This is a genomic window from Sphingorhabdus sp. (genome assembly GCF_044239005.1).
Taxonomy (GTDB): domain Bacteria; phylum Pseudomonadota; class Alphaproteobacteria; order Sphingomonadales; family Sphingomonadaceae; genus Sphingorhabdus_B.
This window is the reverse complement of the sequence record NZ_JBIICH010000036.1, coordinates 1-16,666: the sequence shown is the minus strand read 5'-3', so window position 1 is coordinate 16,666 and position 16,666 is coordinate 1. Positions and strand designations below refer to the sequence as shown.

The following is a 16,666-nucleotide window of genomic DNA, read 5'->3' as shown; positions in this document are numbered from 1 at the left end:
GTCTTGCCGCCAGCGGTCAAGGTGGAACGGGTTTGCAGGCTGTCTAATCCGATTGCGGTCATGTTGGTACTACCCCTTCAAAATTGAGGCTTTTGGCCGGATGGGGAAGACGACACGGTAGGCGCTTACTGCAACCCATGAAACGCGCGTCAAACCAGCGTAAAAGCGGGAGATTCGTTTGCTGGCCGCGCCTTAGCGCGGATGGGGTGGGGGTGCAAGGTGGCGACGGGGGTATTTTGGCGCACGAAGGCACGAAGGGGCGGTGTTGCACATCTCCTCGTCACCCTGAACTTGTTTCAGGGTCTTAATTCTGGACGGTGCAAGAAAAAGTAAGACCCTGAAACAAGTTCAGGGTGACGGAATGGGAGGCGGCGGAGTGTGTGGGTGACGGGTTGGGCGAACGTGACGTAGTGACCGTAATGGGCACCCCGCACTCGTTTTGGCTATGCCCGCATCAATAAACCGGCAACGGAGGAAAACCCAAATCTTCTGTCAGATCGCGCCATGTCGGGTTGCTGGCGGTGACATGGTTGATCTTCCATTGGCGGTGCCAGTTTTTCAACTGCTTTTCCCGCGCGATGGCGGCCTCCATTGTCGCGAATATTTCAAACAACACGAGCCGCTGGATATTGTATTTCTTGCTATGCCCGTCGAAATATCCTTCGCGATGCTGGCTGATGCGTTTCATCAAGTCCGATGTCACGCCGATGTAGAGCGCCTGATCGTTGAAGCTGCCCATGATGTAGACACAGGGCTGAAAATCGAGGCGTTTGGTCATGCCGGTTCCAAATTTTGCGCGGTGGTGTGAGGGTTTTCAACATTGGGCGTTTAAGAAAAATTAAGATGCTGAAACAAGTTCAGCATGACGGAGGGAGATGTTGAACGGCCGTGCCTTTTGCCCATCCTCGTCACCGTGTCTTCACACTCCATCGTCACCCTGTCTTCCCCCACCTCGTCAGCTTCTCTTTGCCCGCTTCGTCACCCCCCTCTTGCCCCTCCGTCGTCACCCTGAACTTGTTTCAGGGTCTTAATTCTGCACCGCTCGAGAAAAAGTAAGACCCTGAAACAAGTTCAGGGTGACGGAGTGGGATGACTCATTCAGGGTGACGGAGTTTGATGATTCACGACGGTGACGGAGTGTGATGGTTCACGGCGGCGGCGGCCCGTCCCTTACACTAAAACCCGCACCCTTTTGTCCCGCGCGGTTTGGCCGTGGGTGATTTCCAATTGGCTGACTGATGCCCCCAACAGCTTGGCCAAGATGGCCAGCACGGCCTTGTTGGCCTTGCCATCTTCGGGTGCGGTGCGCAGCCAGATTTTGAGCGCGCCATTTTCAATCGCGGCCTTTTCGACCTTTGCCCCCGGCACCACGCGCAATGATAGCTCGTTTCGGTCGGATATCAGCGCGGTGATCGCGTGCGGAGTCAGCGTGGGTGCAGCCATGTTGTTGCGATAGCGCAGGAACCGCTTTCCTACAACATTCCATATAGGTTATTATATTTTATATAATGAACCAATGGAGTTTATATGGCACGCAAATCCGTCCCTTCTGACCTCGTTTTAACAATCTTGCCCGATTCGCCGCAGGGCATTCCGTCCGGGCCACGGGTGAACCGCAACCGCTTGATGCCCGGATTGCGCGTGCGGCATGACGGGTGGACGGAGGAGCGGACGCAGCGCTTTTTTGATGCCTTGGGCCATACCGGTTGTGTGCGCGATGCGGCGCGGGTGGCGGGGGTTTCCAATGCGGCGGCGTACCGGATGAGGCGGCGCTTTCCGTTATTTGCGCAAGCGTGGGAGGATGCGCTGGACCGGGCGGGGCAGGGGTTGTTGGCGATTGCGTATAAGCGCGCGGTGGAGGGACGGGAGACCGTGATCATCCGCGGCGGGCAGGAATATGAACGGCGGATTACGCCGTCGGACGCGATCCTTGGCCTGTTGCTCAAACGCGGCGATATGGCGGGAACGGGCGCGCTGCCGGGGGGCAAATTGCCCGATGATCTGTTGAGCTTTGACGAATGGCAACGGCACAAGCGCTTTGACGATTATGGGCGCAAGATCGAGATTGAGGACCCCGAAAAATCGAAGGATAAGTTCATCGCCAAGCTGACCGAAATCCGCAACCGGTTGAAAGAATATGGGCGGCAGGGCGTGGCATGCCCCACCTGTCATCAGCCGCTGCCCGACGGGTGGCCGAACCAGTCCATGGCGGTGCTGGTGGCGACGGGATTGGTGGGCCCTGACGAGCTGTTTGATGATTAGGGTCAGGACACTAGTCGCGGAAATTCATCGTTGCGGGGTTGCTGATCGCGGCAACTTGCATGAATTGCGGTTTGCTTTTGGGGGTGTCGTCATTGGTTTGGGTAACGCTGGCCAAGAGATAGGACGAAATGCGGTGGCGCGTGCACAGGCCGCCTGCGCCATCGCTGACCAACGGGGTTTCAAATTCGACCGCAATCATCGCGTCCTGCGCGTGGGTTACCGTGCACACGACCAACTGCCCTTCGCATAAATCGAGCACGAGGATGGTGCCTTTGGGGACGTTCAACAATCCATCGATCAGCGCGCCGGTTTTCGACAGGTTGCGCATCAATGCTTCATAACGGTGGTCGTCATGGATTATGCCAATGCGGCGGAACACCGAGCGGCGTTCGGAACGGTGGCGCAGCGGGCCGTCGGGGATGATGCGCAATTCGCCGTTCGCCATGCGGGCCAGCAGCGTTTCCTGATCCATCGCCTTTGCGTAAATCCACCCTTGGATAAGGCGCGCGTTCATGCCGCGCACCACTTCAAGCTGGTCAAATGCCTCTACGCCTTCGACCGTGGTTTCCATGCCCAATGCATCGGACAGGCTGATGATCGCGGCGATGATTTTGGCGCTGTTCTGGTCCTTTTGCGTGCAGCCTTCGACAAAGGTGCGGTCGACCTTGATCTTGTCAAACGGGGCGGAGCGCAAATAGCTTAACGATGAATAGCCGGTGCCAAAGTCATCGAGCGCAAGGCGAACGCCAAGGTCTTTGAGCGCGCGGAAGATGTCGTCAATGGTCTCAAAATCGCCCATGAACACGCTTTCGGTGAGTTCAAGTTCCAGACGGTCGGGGTCAAGCCCCGACGTCCGCAGGGCATGTGCGACGGTGTCGATAAGTTCCGAGTGCGCGAATTGGGCGGCGGACACATTGACGGCGACGCGCACCGATTTGGGCCACGCCATCGCGTCCATGCACGCGCGGTTCAGCGCCCATGCGCCGATATGGTTGATAAGGTCGGATTCCTCGGCAATCGGCACGAAGACGCTGGGGCTTATCGGCCCGCGTTCGGGGTGGTCCCAGCGCATCAGTGCTTCGAATGCGACCACGACATTGTCGTCGGTGCGGACGACAGGTTGGTAATGCAGCGCCAGCGCATCGTTGGCGAGGGCATCGCGCAGGCCCTCTTCAAGCAAGCTGCGTTCGGCGGCTTCGTCTTTCAAATGGGCGGCGTAAAAGCGAAATTGTCCGCGTCCGCCGTTCTTTGCCGCGTATAGCGCAAGGTCGGCATTTTCGATCAGGTCCAACTTATCAACGCCGTCAAAGGGCGAAATGGCGATGCCGATCGAGATGCCGATGTTCGCGCGCTTGTCGTCGATGATGTAGGGCTGCGAAAGGATCTGGATGAGCTTGTTCGACAGTTCGCCCAGCTTACCGCGGTCGTCACAGTCGGGAAGGATGATCTGGAATTCATCGCCACCCAGTCGGCCGATCTCGCCCACGCTGCCGACCGCGCGTTCAAGGCGGCGGGCCACCTGGCACAGCAACGTATCACCCGCGGTATGGCCAAGCGTATCGTTGACGACTTTGAACCGGTCGAGGTCAAGCATCATCAGCGCGCAGCTGCGCTTGGTGGACTTATACGCGGCGAGCGTGCTCTCCAGCTTTTTGTCCATGCGGTGGCGGTTCGCAAGGCCCGTGAGCGAGTCAAATTCGGCGAGGCGCGAGTCCACAAGCTTGCGTTCATGTTCGGTGGTGATGTCCTTTGCGCTGCCGCGATAGCCTTGGAACGCGCCGGCTTTGTCGAACTTCGGATGGCCCGATAGCGACCACCATGTTTGCCGGCCGCGGCCCTGTGGTTGGCTCAGGGTAAAGCGCACCGTCTGGTCGACGATCCTGTTGCGCGCGGTCAGCTGAAAATTCAGCGGCCTTTCCGAACGCTCCCCGAGCGTCGAGGCGTCGGTTTCAAACAAATCCGTGATGGGGTGCGCGAGCAATTCCTCCACGGGCCGGTTCAGCTTTTCAGCTGCGTTTTCGGAGATATAGATCAACCGGCCTTGGGCATCGGTGGCCCATAGCCAGCCAATACCGGCATGTTCGAAGTCGTCGAGAATCTCGAGGCGCCGGTTGGTATCGGCAGGCGTAATGACGGCCGCAGAATCGCGACCCGAAAAACGTCTTAAAAAACGCGAAACAGCCATCGTTACCAATCATCGCCAATGTGCAGGCGGATACGCCTCATCCCATGTGACTGAATTTAAACGGCTTTGGTTAATATGTTGCTAATGACTGCAACGCTACGGAACGCGTATATTTTTAAAGCGCGACATGGCTTTGCATCGCCCCCGTGCGTTTATCCTTGCCGCAAAAGATCGGTAACCTCGTCCAACGTTCCGCGCACGCGCAGCAGCTGATCCTTGCCAAAGACGATCAGGCATTCATTATCGGCATTGTCGGCGGTGCGGACGAATTGGACGATTTCGGGGTTCACCGATATGCGCTGGCCGCGATTGTCGGTCATCATAACGAAGGGGATCATGGGCTGTCCTTTGGAGAGAATATCGCCGGTGCCCTTAACATAGGTGCACCCTGCGCTCTAACACTTCCGTCCGCCGCACAGATGCGCGTCGCGGGGCATGCTATTCCGGCCCATCTGCGCAAAGACGTTGGGAACGCCTTTCGCATGCAAGCTGGTTCAGCCGCGCCCATTGGTTTGGCTGGCTTTTCCGTGCAAGCGCCGCTACAGCCGGGGCGATGAATCCCGTAATCCTTGTCATGTCCGGTGGAGCGATAGGTGCAGCACTGCGCTATGGCTTGTCGCGCGCGCTGCCTGTGAACGTCGGGGGTTGGCCGTGGCCGACCTTTGCCGCGAACCTGCTTGGCGGGCTCGCCATGGGGTTGCTGGCGGCATGGTTGGTGCGCGGCGATGGAGCCGCAGAGCCCTTGCGTCTGTTTTTGGGTGTGGGTGTGTTGGGCGGCTTTACGACGTTCAGCGCGTTCAGCCTTGAAATGGCGCAGATGGTGCAACGCGGGCAGGGTATGATGGCGGCGGCATATGCCGCGGTTTCGGTAATATTGGCATTGGGTGCGGTCTTCGCCGGAATGATGCTGGCAAGGACAATTTGGACATGAGTACGCAAGACGAAAAAGGCATTCGGCAATTCGTCGTCGCCCCTGATGATGATGGCATTCGCCTGGACCGTTGGTTCAAACGGCATTTGCCCGATGCATCGTTCAACATCGTGTCGCGTTGGGCGCGCACGGGGCAGTTGCGTGTTGATGGCAAGCGCGCGACGCCGGGTGATCGGCTGTTGGCGGGGCAAACGCTGCGCGTGCCGCCTGCTGATGCGTCGGCATCCTCCAGCGCGCGTCCGGTGCGCAAGCGCCGCGATCTGACCGAAGACGAAATGGAATTCGCGCTGAGCATGGTGATCCACAAGGATGACGCGGCGCTCGTGATCAACAAACCCGCTGGCCTCGCCACGCAGGGCGGCACCAAGACCGAGAACCATGTTGATGGTCTGCTCGACGCATTAGGATTTGAACTCGATAACCGGCCAAAGCTGGTGCACCGTTTGGACAAGGACACGTCGGGCGCGCTTTTGCTGGCGCGCACGTCGCGGTCGGCAGGGCATTTTGCCAAGGCATTTTCCTCACGCACCGCGCGCAAGGTGTATTGGGCTTTGGTCGTTGGCGTGCCTGACATCGCCGATGGTTTCATCGACCTGCCGATTGGCAAGCAGCCCGGCAGCGGCGGCGAGAAAATGCATGTCGATGAAAAGGACGGGCAGTCGGCCCGCACCCGCTATCGCATCGTTGAACGCGCCGGAAACGCGACCGCATGGGTCGAATTGCAGCCCTATACCGGCCGCACCCACCAGTTGCGCGTGCATATGGCCGCGATTGGGCACCCGATCGTTGGCGACGGTAAATATGGCGGCAAGGACGCGTTTCTGACGGGCACGATCAGCCGCAAAATGCATTTGCACGCGCGCCGCATCCGCATTGACCATCCATCCGGACATCAGATTGACGTGCGCGCCGACTTGCCCCCGCATATGCAGTCGAGCTTTGAAGATTTGGGCTTCGACATCGAAATGGGCGATGCACTGGTGCTTGATGCACCGAAGTTCAGCGAAACGGCGGAAGGCAAAAAGCGCGTTGCTGCCAATATCGCCAAATCCGCGCGCAAGGAGCGCAAGGGCGAACGCCGCGCGCGTGGTTCCGTGTCGGATAAGCCCAAAGCCAGCAAACGCAGCCAAATGGCCGCCGGCAAAAAAATCGCCGCCAAAAAGCCAGTGATCAAAAAATCCGTCAGCAAGAGACCGGCCGGGAAAAAGGTCACATCAAAGGGTAAGCCCTGATGCATCCCAATGCCGCATTTCGTTGGGAAGATCGCGACGCCATGCGCGCTTTGGCCAAGGATATCAGCTTTGGCATGTTATTCCTGAATACACCCGACGGGCCGCATGTCGCGCATCTGCCATTTGTATTTTTGGACGATGATCGCATCGGTTTCCATATGGCGCGCAACAATGCGATAGCCCGCTATCTGGACGGCGCAGAGGCATTGTTCGTCATAAACGGACCGGACGGTTATATCAGCCCCGATTATTATGGCGTTCCCGATCAGGTGCCGACATGGAATTATGTGGCGATTGAGCTATTGGGCTCTGTCCGGAAAATGGACGAAGCGGCGTTAATTGCCCAATCGGACGCGCTGTCCCATCATCAAGAATTGAAGCTGGCGCCCAAACCCGTTTGGACACGCGCCAAAATGGCCGACGGCATGTTTGAAAAAATGCTGCGCGGGATTTACGGTTTTGAAATGCACATCACCACGTGGCGCAGCACGTTAAAGCTTGGTCAAAACAAAGCCGACGCTGTGCGGATATCGGCAGCAGATGGCGCAGAGGACGCCGGAAACGTTGCCATCGCCAATGCTATGCGTAACCTCACCCCATGATAAAACTCGCCATTTTTGATTGCGACGGCACGCTGGTCGACAGTCAGGCAAATATTTGCATGGCGATGGAGCATGCCTTTGAAGAGGCTGGGCTGACGCCACCGATGCGGCATGAAACGCGGCGGGTGGTCGGATTGTCGCTGGTGGAATCGATGCGGATGTTGTTGCCCGACGCAGCCGACGATCTGCACCATGATTTGGCCGACAAATACCGCGCGGCGTTCTGGACATTGCGCAGCAACGGGCTGGTCGATGAACCATTATATGACGGCATCGCCGCGCTTTTATCCTCTTTGGATGAAAGCGGCTGGATGCTGGGCGTCGCTACCGGAAAGTCCGACCGGGGTCTGACGCGTTGCCTCGACCATCATGCACTCCGGCCATTGTTCGTCACATTGCAGACCGCGGACCGCCACCCGTCAAAGCCACATCCGTCGATGGTGTATCAAGCCTTGGCCGAAGCAGGGGCCGACGCCGCCAATGCGGTTGTCATTGGCGATACGGTGTATGACATTCACATGGGCCGCGCGGCGGGGACACGCACTGTCGGGGTCAATTGGGGCTATCACAGCGTGGATGATTTGCGCGAGGCAGGCGCGGATTACATCGCCGAGAGCATGGATGAGTTGAAAGTCTATCTGGAGAATTTTGCATGACGCCGAATGAGGACAATGCGCAGGGCGATACGCAGGCGCAATATCGGTTTCTGGTCATCAACCTGTGCCGCATTGGCGGCGCGATCATGTTGGTGATCGGGCTGGCGGTCATCGCGCGTCAGGCCTTTGGCCTGCCCATCGCCGCGGGTTATGTGCTGTTTCTGATCGGCATGTTTAGTTTCCTCCTAATGCCCGTGTTTCTGGCCAAAAAGTGGAAGAGCAAGCCGCAGCCATGAGACGATTTTGGAAAGAGGTTACCCTAGAGCCCAGCAGTTTTGGGCATGCGGTGCGGCTGGATGGCCGGCCGATTAAAACACCCACGCACAATGTGCTGGCGCTGCCCACCCAAAAGCTGGCGGATGCGGTGGTTGCCGAATGGGACGCGGTGGAAAAGACCGTCGATCCGCTGTTGATGCCGATGACGGGCTTTGCCAACGCGGCGATTGATCGCATTGGTCCCGATAGGGATGGCTTTGCCGCCGCGATTGCGGCCTATGGCGAAACCGACCTGTTTTGTTATCGCGGCGCTGCGGGTGAAGCATTGGCGGATCGGCAAGCCGAAATCTGGGACCCTTGGCTCGATTGGGCACGCACCCGTTATGATGTCAGCTTTGTGATTGTCGAGGGCATCATGCACCAGCCACAGCCTGAGGCGACGCTCGAAACCTTGCGCGCTGCAGTGGCGGCGCGCGGCACGTTCGAACTGGCCGCGATGGCAAAGCTGGCGCATCTGTCGGGCTCGCTGATCGCCACGCTGGCCATTGTCGAACGCGCGGGCGCGGCGGAGGATATCTGGAACGCAAGCTGCCTCGATGAACTGTGGCAGGAAGAATTGTGGGGCGAGGACCATTGGGCGCAGAAAAACCGCAATGACCGCGCCGCTGAATTCATGGCCGCCGTCCGGTTTCTCGACCTGCTGGCGCCGGGTGTGTAAGCTTAACCATAGGTAAAAGCCCATCTTGGGGCAAAGCTGCACCGGACTTATGTGCATGCAGCATGTAAGGAAATCCCGATGACCAACGCTTCACCCCAAAACACCCCGATATTCACGTTAAGGCCGCTGCCCAAGGCGGCGTTTGTCGCGGGCTATGCCGGTTTGCTGCCGCAGATTTTTGCCGCTGTGCTGGTGTTTTCGGGATCGGACTATCGCTGGATTGGGCTTGCTGCCGCTTATGGCTATGCCGCGTTTATCTTCAGCTTTTTGGGCGGCATGTGGTGGGGATTGGGCGTCACCACGCGCCGTGATGATGCGTCGGCGACCGCGATATTCGCGCTGGCTGTGGCACCCAGCTTGCTGGCGTTCGCCACTTATCTGCCGTGGATATGGGGCTGGGAATGGCCCGGACCATCGCTGGCGTGGCTTGGGTTTTTCGTACTGGGTTCACCGTTGGCGGATCGCTGGCTTTCCGCGCGCTGCCATTTGCCGGACGGTTGGATGAAGCTGCGCTGGCACCTGTCGATCGGTTTGGGCGGGATTACGCTGTTGCTCGCAGGGGTGGCCCCGACCGCTTAAGACGCCGCGAGGTCGCGCACGAAACCGATTAGTCCCTTTTGCCGACGACGCTTCATGCGTTCTGCGGCAAGAATCTGCCGGACCTTTTCAAAGCAGGTCTGCACATCGTCATTGATAAGGACATAATCATAGCCGTCCCAGTGGCCAATTTCGGCCTTGGCGCGGCTCATGCGGTCGGTGATGACCGCTTCGCTATCTTGCGCGCGGCTATGTAGGCGGCGTTCGAGTTCGTCGATGGATGGCGGCAAGATGAATACGCGCACTACGTCGGGGCCAGCTTCCTGATACAGCTGCTGCGCGCCTTGCCAGTCAATGTCGAACAAGACGTCGCATCCAGCGGCAAGCTTGTCTTCAACCGGGCCCTTTGGCGTGCCGTAGCGATGGCCAAAAACATGCGCCCATTCGAGGAATTCGCCGTCTGCGGCCATTTTCTTGAACGTTGCCGTGTCTGTGAAATGGTAATGTACGCCCTCAATCTCACCGGGCCGCGGCTCGCGTGTGGTGTAGGAAACCGATAAGGCGATTTTCTCGTCCGCTTCCAACAACATGCGTGAAAGCGTCGATTTACCTGCGCCTGAAGGTGACGAAAGCACGAATAGAAGGCCCCGGCGTTCCAGTTCGTGCGGCTTATGATTGTCGGTGTTGCCCATAGCCGCTAGTGCGCGAAAGGGCAGGCCGGCGTCAAGAGGGAAGCTTTAGTGGCAATGAAAGCGCGTTAGCCCTCTTTGCGGCCCTTGCGCTGATCATATATGCTTTTGGCCACGATCGCGCCGCCGACGAGCAATAAGCCCGGAATGGAGCGCGTCGCCAAACGCGTCGCCACTACGCCAATGCCGGCACCCAGCAAGCCATGGCCTCGTTTGCGGCCAATCACTTCGCCGACAACGGCACCTGCGATGGATCTTAGCATTCTTGGCCTCCTTCTCACTTCGTCATCCTGAACTTGTTTCAGGATCTTACTTTATCACCGTCCCACAAAAATTAAGATGCTGAAACAAGTTCAGCATGACGGTGTGTCGGCGATCAAACCATATCTTCAGGTCTGACATGGGTATCGAAGGTTACTTCGTCAACCAGTCCGGATGCTAACGCGGCTTCGCGCAACGTGGTTCCATTTTTGTGGGCGGCCTTGGCGATGTTGGCCGCGTTGTCATACCCAATCACGGGCGCGAGCGCGGTGACGAGCATCAATGAACGTTCGACAAGCTCCGCAATGCGGTCGCGATCCGGCTCAAGCCCGGCGACGCAGTTTTTGGCAAAGCTGTCCATCCCGATGCTGAGCAACTCCACCGCGCGCAACACATTGGCACCGATGAGCGGTTTGAAGACGTTCAGCTGCAAATGCCCCTGCAGTCCGCCAATCGTCACCGCCTGATGATTGCCCATGACTTGCGCCGCGACCATCGTCAGCATTTCACACTGCGTCGGGTTGACCTTGCCCGGCATGATCGAGCTACCCGGCTCGTTTTCAGGCAAATGCAGCTCGCCAAGGCCCGAGCGCGGGCCTGAGCCAAGCAAGCGGATGTCGTTGGCGATCTTGGTGAGGGACACGGCAAGCGTGTTGAGCGTGCCCGACATCTGCACGAGCCCGTCATTGGATGCCAACGCCTCAAATTTGTTGCGGGCGGGTTCAAATGCGATACCCGTCGCGGTCGAGATTTCGGCGGCAATCGAAACGTCAAAACCCGCTGGCGCATTCAGACCCGTGCCGACCGCAGTGCCACCTTGCGCAAGCTTTTGCACATTATGGACAATTGTTCCTTCCACCCGCGCACGGTTGGCGATCAGTTGCGCGACAAAGGCGGAAAATTCCTGACCCAAGGTCAGCGGCGTTGCGTCCTGCAAATGGGTGCGGCCGATTTTGATGATCGCGCCCCACGCTTTGCACTTTTCGGTCAGCGCATCGGTTAGGCGTTGCAGCGCGGGGATCAGATCGCGCCACACCGCGATGGCAACGGCGACATGGATTGCGGTGGGAAAGCTGTCGTTCGATGACTGCCCCATGTTGACATGATCATTGGGGTGCACCGGCGTTTTGCCGCCGCGTGTGCCCGCCAGCGCTTCATTGGCGATGCCGGCGATGACCTCGTTCACATTCATGTTCGACTGCGTGCCGCTGCCCGTTTGCCAGATGACGAGCGGGAATTGATCGTCATGCTTGCCCGCCAATATGGCGTCTGCGGCGGCGATGATCGCGTCGGCAATGTCCGCCGGCAGCGCGCCCGATGCTTTGTGCGTTAACGCGGCGGCGCGTTTTACATGGGCAAGGCCGTGGATTATGCCAATCGGCATCCGCTCATGCGCCGGAAAGGGAAAGTACGCGATACTCCGCTGAGTCTGTGCGCCCCAATAAGCGTCGGCGGGGACCTCTATCGGTCCAAAACTGTCGGTTTCAGTGCGGGTTTCCGCCGTCACTTTTTCCGTCCGAAGTCCACGCTGACGACGTTGGAGCCGTCTTCGACGACGACGGTCGGGCCGTCATTGCCGGCTTCTTCATGTGGTTCGGGTTCGCTTTCGCCTGCATCGACATGGAACTGCAGCGCGAAATCTACGGCCGGGTCAACAAAGGCGGTGATCGCGGAGTAAGGGATGAACAAATGCGAGGGGATCTGGCTGAACGACAGGCCAACTTCGAAATGTTCGGCCTCAACCTTCAGGTCCCAATATTTGTGCTGCAGCACAATGGTCATTTCATCGGGGAAGCGTTCGTGCAGATGCTGCGGAATGGCAACACCCGGCGCTTGCGTCTTGAACGTGATGTAGAAATGATGGTCGCCGGGCAGGCCATCGCGCGCGACATCGCCCAGCACGCGGCCAACCACGGCGCGCAATGCCTCTTGCACGACGTCATCATAAGGAATCAGGCTATCTACATGCTCTTCGGTCATGGGCGCTTGGTGGACTTCCGCGCGTGTGAAATCAAGATACTTGTTGCCTTAAGCCAACTTGCCAAATGCGTGCATGTGGCTATATCGGCGGCCATGCGTACAGGCTCCATAAGTCGCAAGACGAACGAAACGTCCATTGATGTTGAGGTGAACCTCGACGGCACTGGTGTGTATGACGTGTCAACGGGCATCGGTTTTCTCGACCATATGCTTGAGCAACTGTCGCGCCATTCGCTGATCGACCTAAAGGTGAAGGCCGTTGGCGACCTGCATATTGACCAGCACCACACCACCGAAGACACCGGCATCGCGATTGGTGAGGCGGTGTTGCAGGCATTGGGCGATAAACGCGGCATCACGCGTTATGGCTCGGCTTATGCACCGATGGACGAAACGTTGACGCGCTGTGCGCTCGATATTTCGGGTCGGCCCTATTTCGTGTGGAAAGTATCACTTGGCATGCCGCGTTTGGGCGAGTGGGATACCGAGCTGATCGAACATTGGTTCCACAGCTTTGCGACCAGCGCCGGCATTACGCTGCACATCGAAAATCTTTATGGTTCGAACAACCACCACATCGTCGAAAGCTGCTACAAGGCTTTGGCCCGCGCATTGCGCCAAGCGGTCGAGATTGACCCGCGCAAGGCGGACGCCATCCCGTCGACCAAGGGCACGCTCTAGGCCGTGTCACTTGCGCTGATTGATTATGGCGCGGGCAATCTGCATTCGGTGCACAATGCGTTGAAAGCGGCGGGCGCAGGCGACGTGCATGTCACCGCCGATACCGATGTCGTTTCCAAAGCCGACCGTATCGTTCTGCCCGGCGTTGGCGCCTTTGCGCATTGTATGGAGGCGCTGTCCGCGATTGACGGCATGGTCGCCGCAATGGAGCAGCGCGTGCGCGTTGAGGGCATTCCGTTTCTGGGCATTTGCGTCGGTATGCAGCTGTTGGCCGATGCGGGCGTTGAGCATGGCACGACGCGCGGGCTCGGCTGGATCAGTGGCACCGTCCGCGCGATTGCACCGGCCGTAGATTTGAAAATCCCGCACATGGGCTGGAACGATGTTCTTCCGACGCAAGGCGCGCCGCTGATTGAAGCGGGTGAGGCGTATTTTTTGCATAGTTATCACTTTGACGCGACGGACGATGCGGACGTGCTGGCGACCACGGACCATGGCAGTCGACTGGTCGCCGCTGTGGGTCGTGACAACATAATGGGTGTGCAATTTCATCCCGAGAAAAGCCAGGCTTATGGCATTAATTTCCTCAAACGCTTTTTGGAGTGGATGCTGTGATCGTTTTTCCTGCGATTGACCTGAAGGGTGGCGAAGTTGTGCGCTTGGCCGAAGGCGATATGAACCGCGCGACGGTCTATGCCGATGATCCCGCCGCGCAGGCGATGCTGTTTGCCGAACAAGGCGCAGAGTTCCTGCATGTGGTGGACTTGGATGGTGCCTTTGCCGGACGCCCCGAAAATGCCGAGGCGGTTGAAGGCATCATCGAAAATTTCCCCGGATACATCCAATTGGGTGGCGGCATTCGCAATACGCAGACGGTTGAACGCTGGTTCGACATGGGCGTCGCGCGGCTGGTGATTGGCACCGCGGCGCTCAAAGACCCACAGTTCGTCAAAGAGATGGCGCGCGAATTTGAAGACGGCATTGTGGTCGCTGTCGACGCCCGCGACGGCTTTGTCGCGACCGAAGGTTGGGCCGAGAAATCCGACATGCCGGTGATTGATCTGGCGCGCCGGTTCGAAGACGCGGGCGTGGCGTCCATCCTGTTCACCGATGTGGGGCGCGACGGGATGCTGACCGGATGCAATATCGACGCGACCGTTGATCTGGCGCGGCGCGTAAACATTCCCGTGATCGCCAGCGGCGGGGTGAAGGGCATTGATGACATCCACATGCTCGCGCTGCATGCCAAGGATGGCATTGAAGGCGTGATTACCGGCCGTGCGATTTATGACGGACGGCTGGATCTGGCCACGGCGATTAAAGTGGCGGAGCGGACGTGATATTTGGGGCTTGCTTGGTTCCCCTCCCGCAGGCGGGAGGGGCTAGGGGAGGGCACCTACCCTTCACCGGATTTGGCTCGCCTTCGGCTCGGCCCACCCCCAACCCCTCCCGCCTGCGGGAGGGGAGAGTATGACCGTCCGCGTCCGTGTCATTCCCTGTCTGGACGTCTCCAATGGCCGTGTGGTCAAGGGTGTCAATTTTGTCGACCTGCGTGACGCCGGTGACCCCGTGGAGCAGGCGCAGGCATATGATGCGGCGGGTGCCGACGAGCTTTGTTTTTTGGACATCGGCGCAAGCCATGAAGGGCGCGGCACGATCATTGATGTGGTCCGGCGGACCGCGGAAGTATGCTTCATGCCGCTGACCGTCGGTGGCGGCGTGCGTAGCGCAGAGGATGCGCGCGCGCTGTTGCTGGCTGGCGCGGATAAGGTCGCGGTCAACAGCGCGGCGGTGGCCCGACCAGAAGTCGTCGCGGATATCGCGGCACGTTTCGGCAGCCAGTGCGTGGTGGCTTCGGTTGATGCGCGGCGCAGCGGCGACCATTGGGAAATCTTCACCCATGGCGGACGCAAGCCAACAGGCATTGACGCGCTGGAACATGCCGTAAAACTCGCCGAACTTGGCGCGGGCGAATTGCTCGTCACCAGCATGGACCGTGATGGCACGCGTGACGGCTATGACCTCGCACTCACCCGCGCGATTGCCGATGCGGTCAACATCCCCGTTGTCGCCAGCGGCGGTGTCGGTAACCTTGACCATCTGGTCGACGGCGTGCGTGAAGGCCATGCGAGCGCGGTGCTCGCGGCATCGATTTTCCATTTTGGCCAGCACAGCATCGCCGATGCCCATGCGGCGTTACGGGCGGCGGGATTACCTGCGCGAAAATAAAAAAGATTCGTCATCCTGAACTTGTTTCAGGATCACAAGCGACGGTGGTGCGTTATCCTGAAACAAGTTCAGGATGACGAGCACTGGGCGTTAGCATGATGACGCGTTGCGTGCGTTAGGGGTTTGACTTGCAATGTGCAGTCAGACCCACGCATTCGCAGCGTACAGATTTCGGGCAGATCATTCGCAAAAAATTCGCTTCCCGAGTCCTTGACGTGTCATAAAAAGACCCTATCTGGGCTCCGTTAGCACTCGTCCTGTATGAGTGCTAATGCACATTCATTGCCGTCCCCTGCTTGATGTAGGCGTGGCGGGATGGCGAAACAGAAAAAGGATAGTTCAACATGGCATTTCGTCCATTGCATGATCGCGTTCTCGTCCGTCGGGTCGAGGCCGAAGCAAAAACCGCTGGCGGGATCATCATCCCTGATACAGCTCAGGAAAAGCCACAGGAAGGCGAAGTCGTCTCCGTGGGTACCGGTACACGCGCCGATGACGGCACTGTAACCGCACTCGACGTCAAGGCTGGCGACAAGATCCTGTTCGGCAAATGGTCGGGCACCGAAGTCAAGATCGACGGTGAAGACCTGTTGATCATGAAGGAATCGGACATTTTGGGAATCGTTTCCTAAGCAACGCACATGCTTCCCGGCGCAGGCCGGGATCCAGTCCAAACACAAGAATCTGGACCCCAGCCTTCGCTGGGGCACACAACTAAAGGAAAAATATCATGGCTGCTAAAGACGTGAAATTCGGCCGCGATGCGCGTGAACGCATCCTGCGCGGCGTAGACATTCTTGCTGACGCTGTAAAAGTAACGCTCGGTCCAAAGGGCCGTAACGTTGTTATCGACAAAAGCTTCGGCGCACCACGCATCACCAAGGACGGCGTTAGCGTTGCCAAGGAAATCGAACTGAAAGACAAGTTCGAAAATATGGGTGCACAGATGGTTCGCGAAGTTGCTTCGAAGACCAACGACGTTGCCGGTGACGGCACGACCACTGCAACAGTTCTGGCGCAAGCGATCGTTCGCGAAGGCATGAAGTCGGTTGCAGCGGGCATGAACCCAATGGACCTGAAGCGCGGCATCGACACGGCGGTTAACGCGGTTGTTGCTGACCTTGTAAAGCGTTCGAAGCCAGTTGCTGGTTCTGCGGAAATCGCACAGGTCGGTACGATCTCTGCAAATGGTGAAGCTGAAATCGGTAAGATGATTGCAGACGCCATGGAGAAGGTCGGCAAGGAAGGCGTTATCACCGTCGAAGAAGCTAAGGGCCGTGAAAGCGAGCTCGAAGTTGTCGAAGGTATGCAGTTTGACCGTGGTTACCTGTCGCCATATTTCATCACCAACACCGAGAAAATGTCGGTCGAGTTGGACAACCCATATATCCTCATCCACGAAAAGAAGCTCGGCAACTTGCAAGCCATGTTGCCAATCCTCGAAGCTGTGGTGCAGTCGGGCCGTCCATTGCTCATCATCGCTGAAG

Annotated in this window: 22 protein-coding genes; 14 read left to right on the top strand and 8 right to left on the bottom strand. The window is 58.3% G+C overall.

The window, feature by feature from the left end:
* Window positions 1-454: 454 nt before the first annotated feature.
* Both ACILQA_RS04595 and ACILQA_RS04590 read right to left on the bottom strand, forming a co-directional pair.
* A complete protein-coding gene (locus ACILQA_RS04595; RefSeq protein WP_395628622.1) occupies window positions 455-778 on the bottom strand; it encodes a GIY-YIG nuclease family protein in 324 nt (107 codons plus the stop codon).
* Between the two features lie 392 nt (window positions 779-1,170).
* Window positions 1,171-1,443 carry a DUF167 domain-containing protein gene (locus ACILQA_RS04590; protein ID WP_395628621.1) on the bottom strand — a complete coding sequence of 91 codons (273 nt, stop codon included), beginning with the start codon at window positions 1,441-1,443 and terminating at the stop codon, window positions 1,171-1,173.
* 84 nt (window positions 1,444-1,527) lie between these two features.
* On the opposite strand from ACILQA_RS04590, the gene ACILQA_RS04585 reads away from it, so the two are divergent.
* Complete coding sequence (locus tag ACILQA_RS04585; protein ID WP_395628620.1) at window positions 1,528-2,262, top strand: hypothetical protein; 735 nt, start codon at window positions 1,528-1,530, stop codon at window positions 2,260-2,262.
* 10 nt (window positions 2,263-2,272) lie between these two features.
* Here the strand turns inward: ACILQA_RS04585 and ACILQA_RS04580 are convergent, their stop codons facing one another.
* Window positions 2,273-4,447: a putative bifunctional diguanylate cyclase/phosphodiesterase gene (locus ACILQA_RS04580; protein ID WP_395628619.1), complete on the bottom strand. Its 2,175-nt coding sequence runs from the start codon at window positions 4,445-4,447 to the stop codon at window positions 2,273-2,275.
* Window positions 4,448-4,599: 152 nt separating this feature from the next.
* On the bottom strand, window positions 4,600-4,785 hold the full coding sequence (locus tag ACILQA_RS04575) for a hypothetical protein (protein ID WP_306063885.1): 186 nt from the start codon (window positions 4,783-4,785) through the stop codon (window positions 4,600-4,602).
* Between the two features lie 215 nt (window positions 4,786-5,000).
* Between ACILQA_RS04575 and crcB the strand changes: the two genes are divergently transcribed.
* From crcB to ACILQA_RS04540, 7 genes are all read left to right on the top strand, one after another.
* Window positions 5,001-5,378 carry a fluoride efflux transporter CrcB gene (crcB, locus tag ACILQA_RS04570; protein ID WP_324477567.1) on the top strand — a complete coding sequence of 126 codons (378 nt, stop codon included), beginning with the start codon at window positions 5,001-5,003 and terminating at the stop codon, window positions 5,376-5,378.
* Window positions 5,375-6,610, top strand: a complete 1,236-nt coding sequence (locus tag ACILQA_RS04565) for an RluA family pseudouridine synthase (RefSeq protein WP_395628618.1) — start codon at window positions 5,375-5,377, stop codon at window positions 6,608-6,610. The genes crcB and ACILQA_RS04565 overlap by 4 nt, the downstream gene beginning before the upstream one ends.
* Window positions 6,610-7,212 carry an FMN-binding negative transcriptional regulator gene (locus tag ACILQA_RS04560; RefSeq protein ID WP_395628617.1) on the top strand — a complete coding sequence of 201 codons (603 nt, stop codon included), beginning with the start codon at window positions 6,610-6,612 and terminating at the stop codon, window positions 7,210-7,212. The genes ACILQA_RS04565 and ACILQA_RS04560 overlap by 1 nt, the downstream gene beginning before the upstream one ends.
* A complete protein-coding gene (locus ACILQA_RS04555; protein ID WP_395628616.1) occupies window positions 7,209-7,868 on the top strand; it encodes an HAD-IA family hydrolase in 660 nt (219 codons plus the stop codon). The genes ACILQA_RS04560 and ACILQA_RS04555 overlap by 4 nt, the downstream gene beginning before the upstream one ends.
* Window positions 7,865-8,104, top strand: a complete 240-nt coding sequence (locus ACILQA_RS04550; protein WP_395628615.1) for a hypothetical protein — start codon at window positions 7,865-7,867, stop codon at window positions 8,102-8,104. The genes ACILQA_RS04555 and ACILQA_RS04550 overlap by 4 nt, the downstream gene beginning before the upstream one ends.
* Entirely contained in the window at window positions 8,101-8,802 is a 702-nt protein-coding gene (locus ACILQA_RS04545) for an ATP12 family chaperone protein (protein ID WP_395628614.1), read from the top strand. The genes ACILQA_RS04550 and ACILQA_RS04545 overlap by 4 nt, the downstream gene beginning before the upstream one ends.
* Before the next feature lie 78 nt (window positions 8,803-8,880).
* Window positions 8,881-9,381, top strand: coding sequence for a DUF3429 domain-containing protein (locus ACILQA_RS04540; RefSeq protein ID WP_395628613.1), 501 nt, complete (start codon window positions 8,881-8,883; stop codon window positions 9,379-9,381).
* Here the strand turns inward: ACILQA_RS04540 and gmk are convergent.
* The 4 genes from gmk to ACILQA_RS04520 all read right to left on the bottom strand — a co-directional run bounded on the left by gmk (window position 9,378) and on the right by ACILQA_RS04520 (window position 12,269).
* Entirely contained in the window at window positions 9,378-10,031 is a 654-nt protein-coding gene (gmk, locus tag ACILQA_RS04535) for a guanylate kinase (protein WP_395628612.1), read from the bottom strand. The two genes, ACILQA_RS04540 and gmk, sit on opposite strands and share 4 nt — an antisense overlap.
* A 65-nt stretch (window positions 10,032-10,096) precedes the next feature.
* Entirely contained in the window at window positions 10,097-10,291 is a 195-nt protein-coding gene (locus tag ACILQA_RS04530; RefSeq protein ID WP_306063876.1) for a hypothetical protein, read from the bottom strand.
* A gap of 113 nt (window positions 10,292-10,404) precedes the next feature.
* Entirely contained in the window at window positions 10,405-11,796 is a 1,392-nt protein-coding gene (gene fumC / locus ACILQA_RS04525; RefSeq protein WP_395628611.1) for a class II fumarate hydratase, read from the bottom strand.
* A complete protein-coding gene (locus ACILQA_RS04520; protein ID WP_183940181.1) occupies window positions 11,793-12,269 on the bottom strand; it encodes an SspB family protein in 477 nt (158 codons plus the stop codon). Before ACILQA_RS04520 ends, fumC begins: the two co-directional genes overlap by 4 nt.
* A 93-nt stretch (window positions 12,270-12,362) precedes the next feature.
* Between ACILQA_RS04520 and hisB the strand changes: the two genes are divergently transcribed.
* From hisB to groEL, 6 genes are all read left to right on the top strand, one after another.
* Window positions 12,363-12,950, top strand: coding sequence for an imidazoleglycerol-phosphate dehydratase HisB (hisB, locus tag ACILQA_RS04515; protein WP_395628610.1), 588 nt, complete (start codon window positions 12,363-12,365; stop codon window positions 12,948-12,950).
* A 3-nt stretch (window positions 12,951-12,953) separates the two neighbouring features.
* On the top strand, window positions 12,954-13,565 hold the full coding sequence (gene hisH, locus ACILQA_RS04510; protein WP_395628609.1) for an imidazole glycerol phosphate synthase subunit HisH: 612 nt from the start codon (window positions 12,954-12,956) through the stop codon (window positions 13,563-13,565).
* Window positions 13,562-14,290: a 1-(5-phosphoribosyl)-5-[(5-phosphoribosylamino)methylideneamino]imidazole-4-carboxamide isomerase gene (gene hisA / locus ACILQA_RS04505; RefSeq protein ID WP_395628608.1), complete on the top strand. Its 729-nt coding sequence runs from the start codon at window positions 13,562-13,564 to the stop codon at window positions 14,288-14,290. The genes hisH and hisA overlap by 4 nt, the downstream gene beginning before the upstream one ends.
* A 130-nt stretch (window positions 14,291-14,420) precedes the next feature.
* On the top strand, window positions 14,421-15,179 hold the full coding sequence (gene hisF / locus ACILQA_RS04500) for an imidazole glycerol phosphate synthase subunit HisF (protein ID WP_395628607.1): 759 nt from the start codon (window positions 14,421-14,423) through the stop codon (window positions 15,177-15,179).
* 344 nt (window positions 15,180-15,523) lie between these two features.
* The gene (groES, locus tag ACILQA_RS04495; RefSeq protein ID WP_125230447.1) at window positions 15,524-15,811 is read left to right on the top strand and encodes a co-chaperone GroES; all 288 of its coding nucleotides are present in this window, start codon (window positions 15,524-15,526) and stop codon (window positions 15,809-15,811) included.
* Window positions 15,812-15,909: 98 nt separating this feature from the next.
* Window positions 15,910-16,666, top strand: a 757-nt coding sequence (gene groEL / locus ACILQA_RS04490; RefSeq protein WP_395628606.1) for a chaperonin GroEL, incomplete at its 3' end; no start/stop codon positions are given.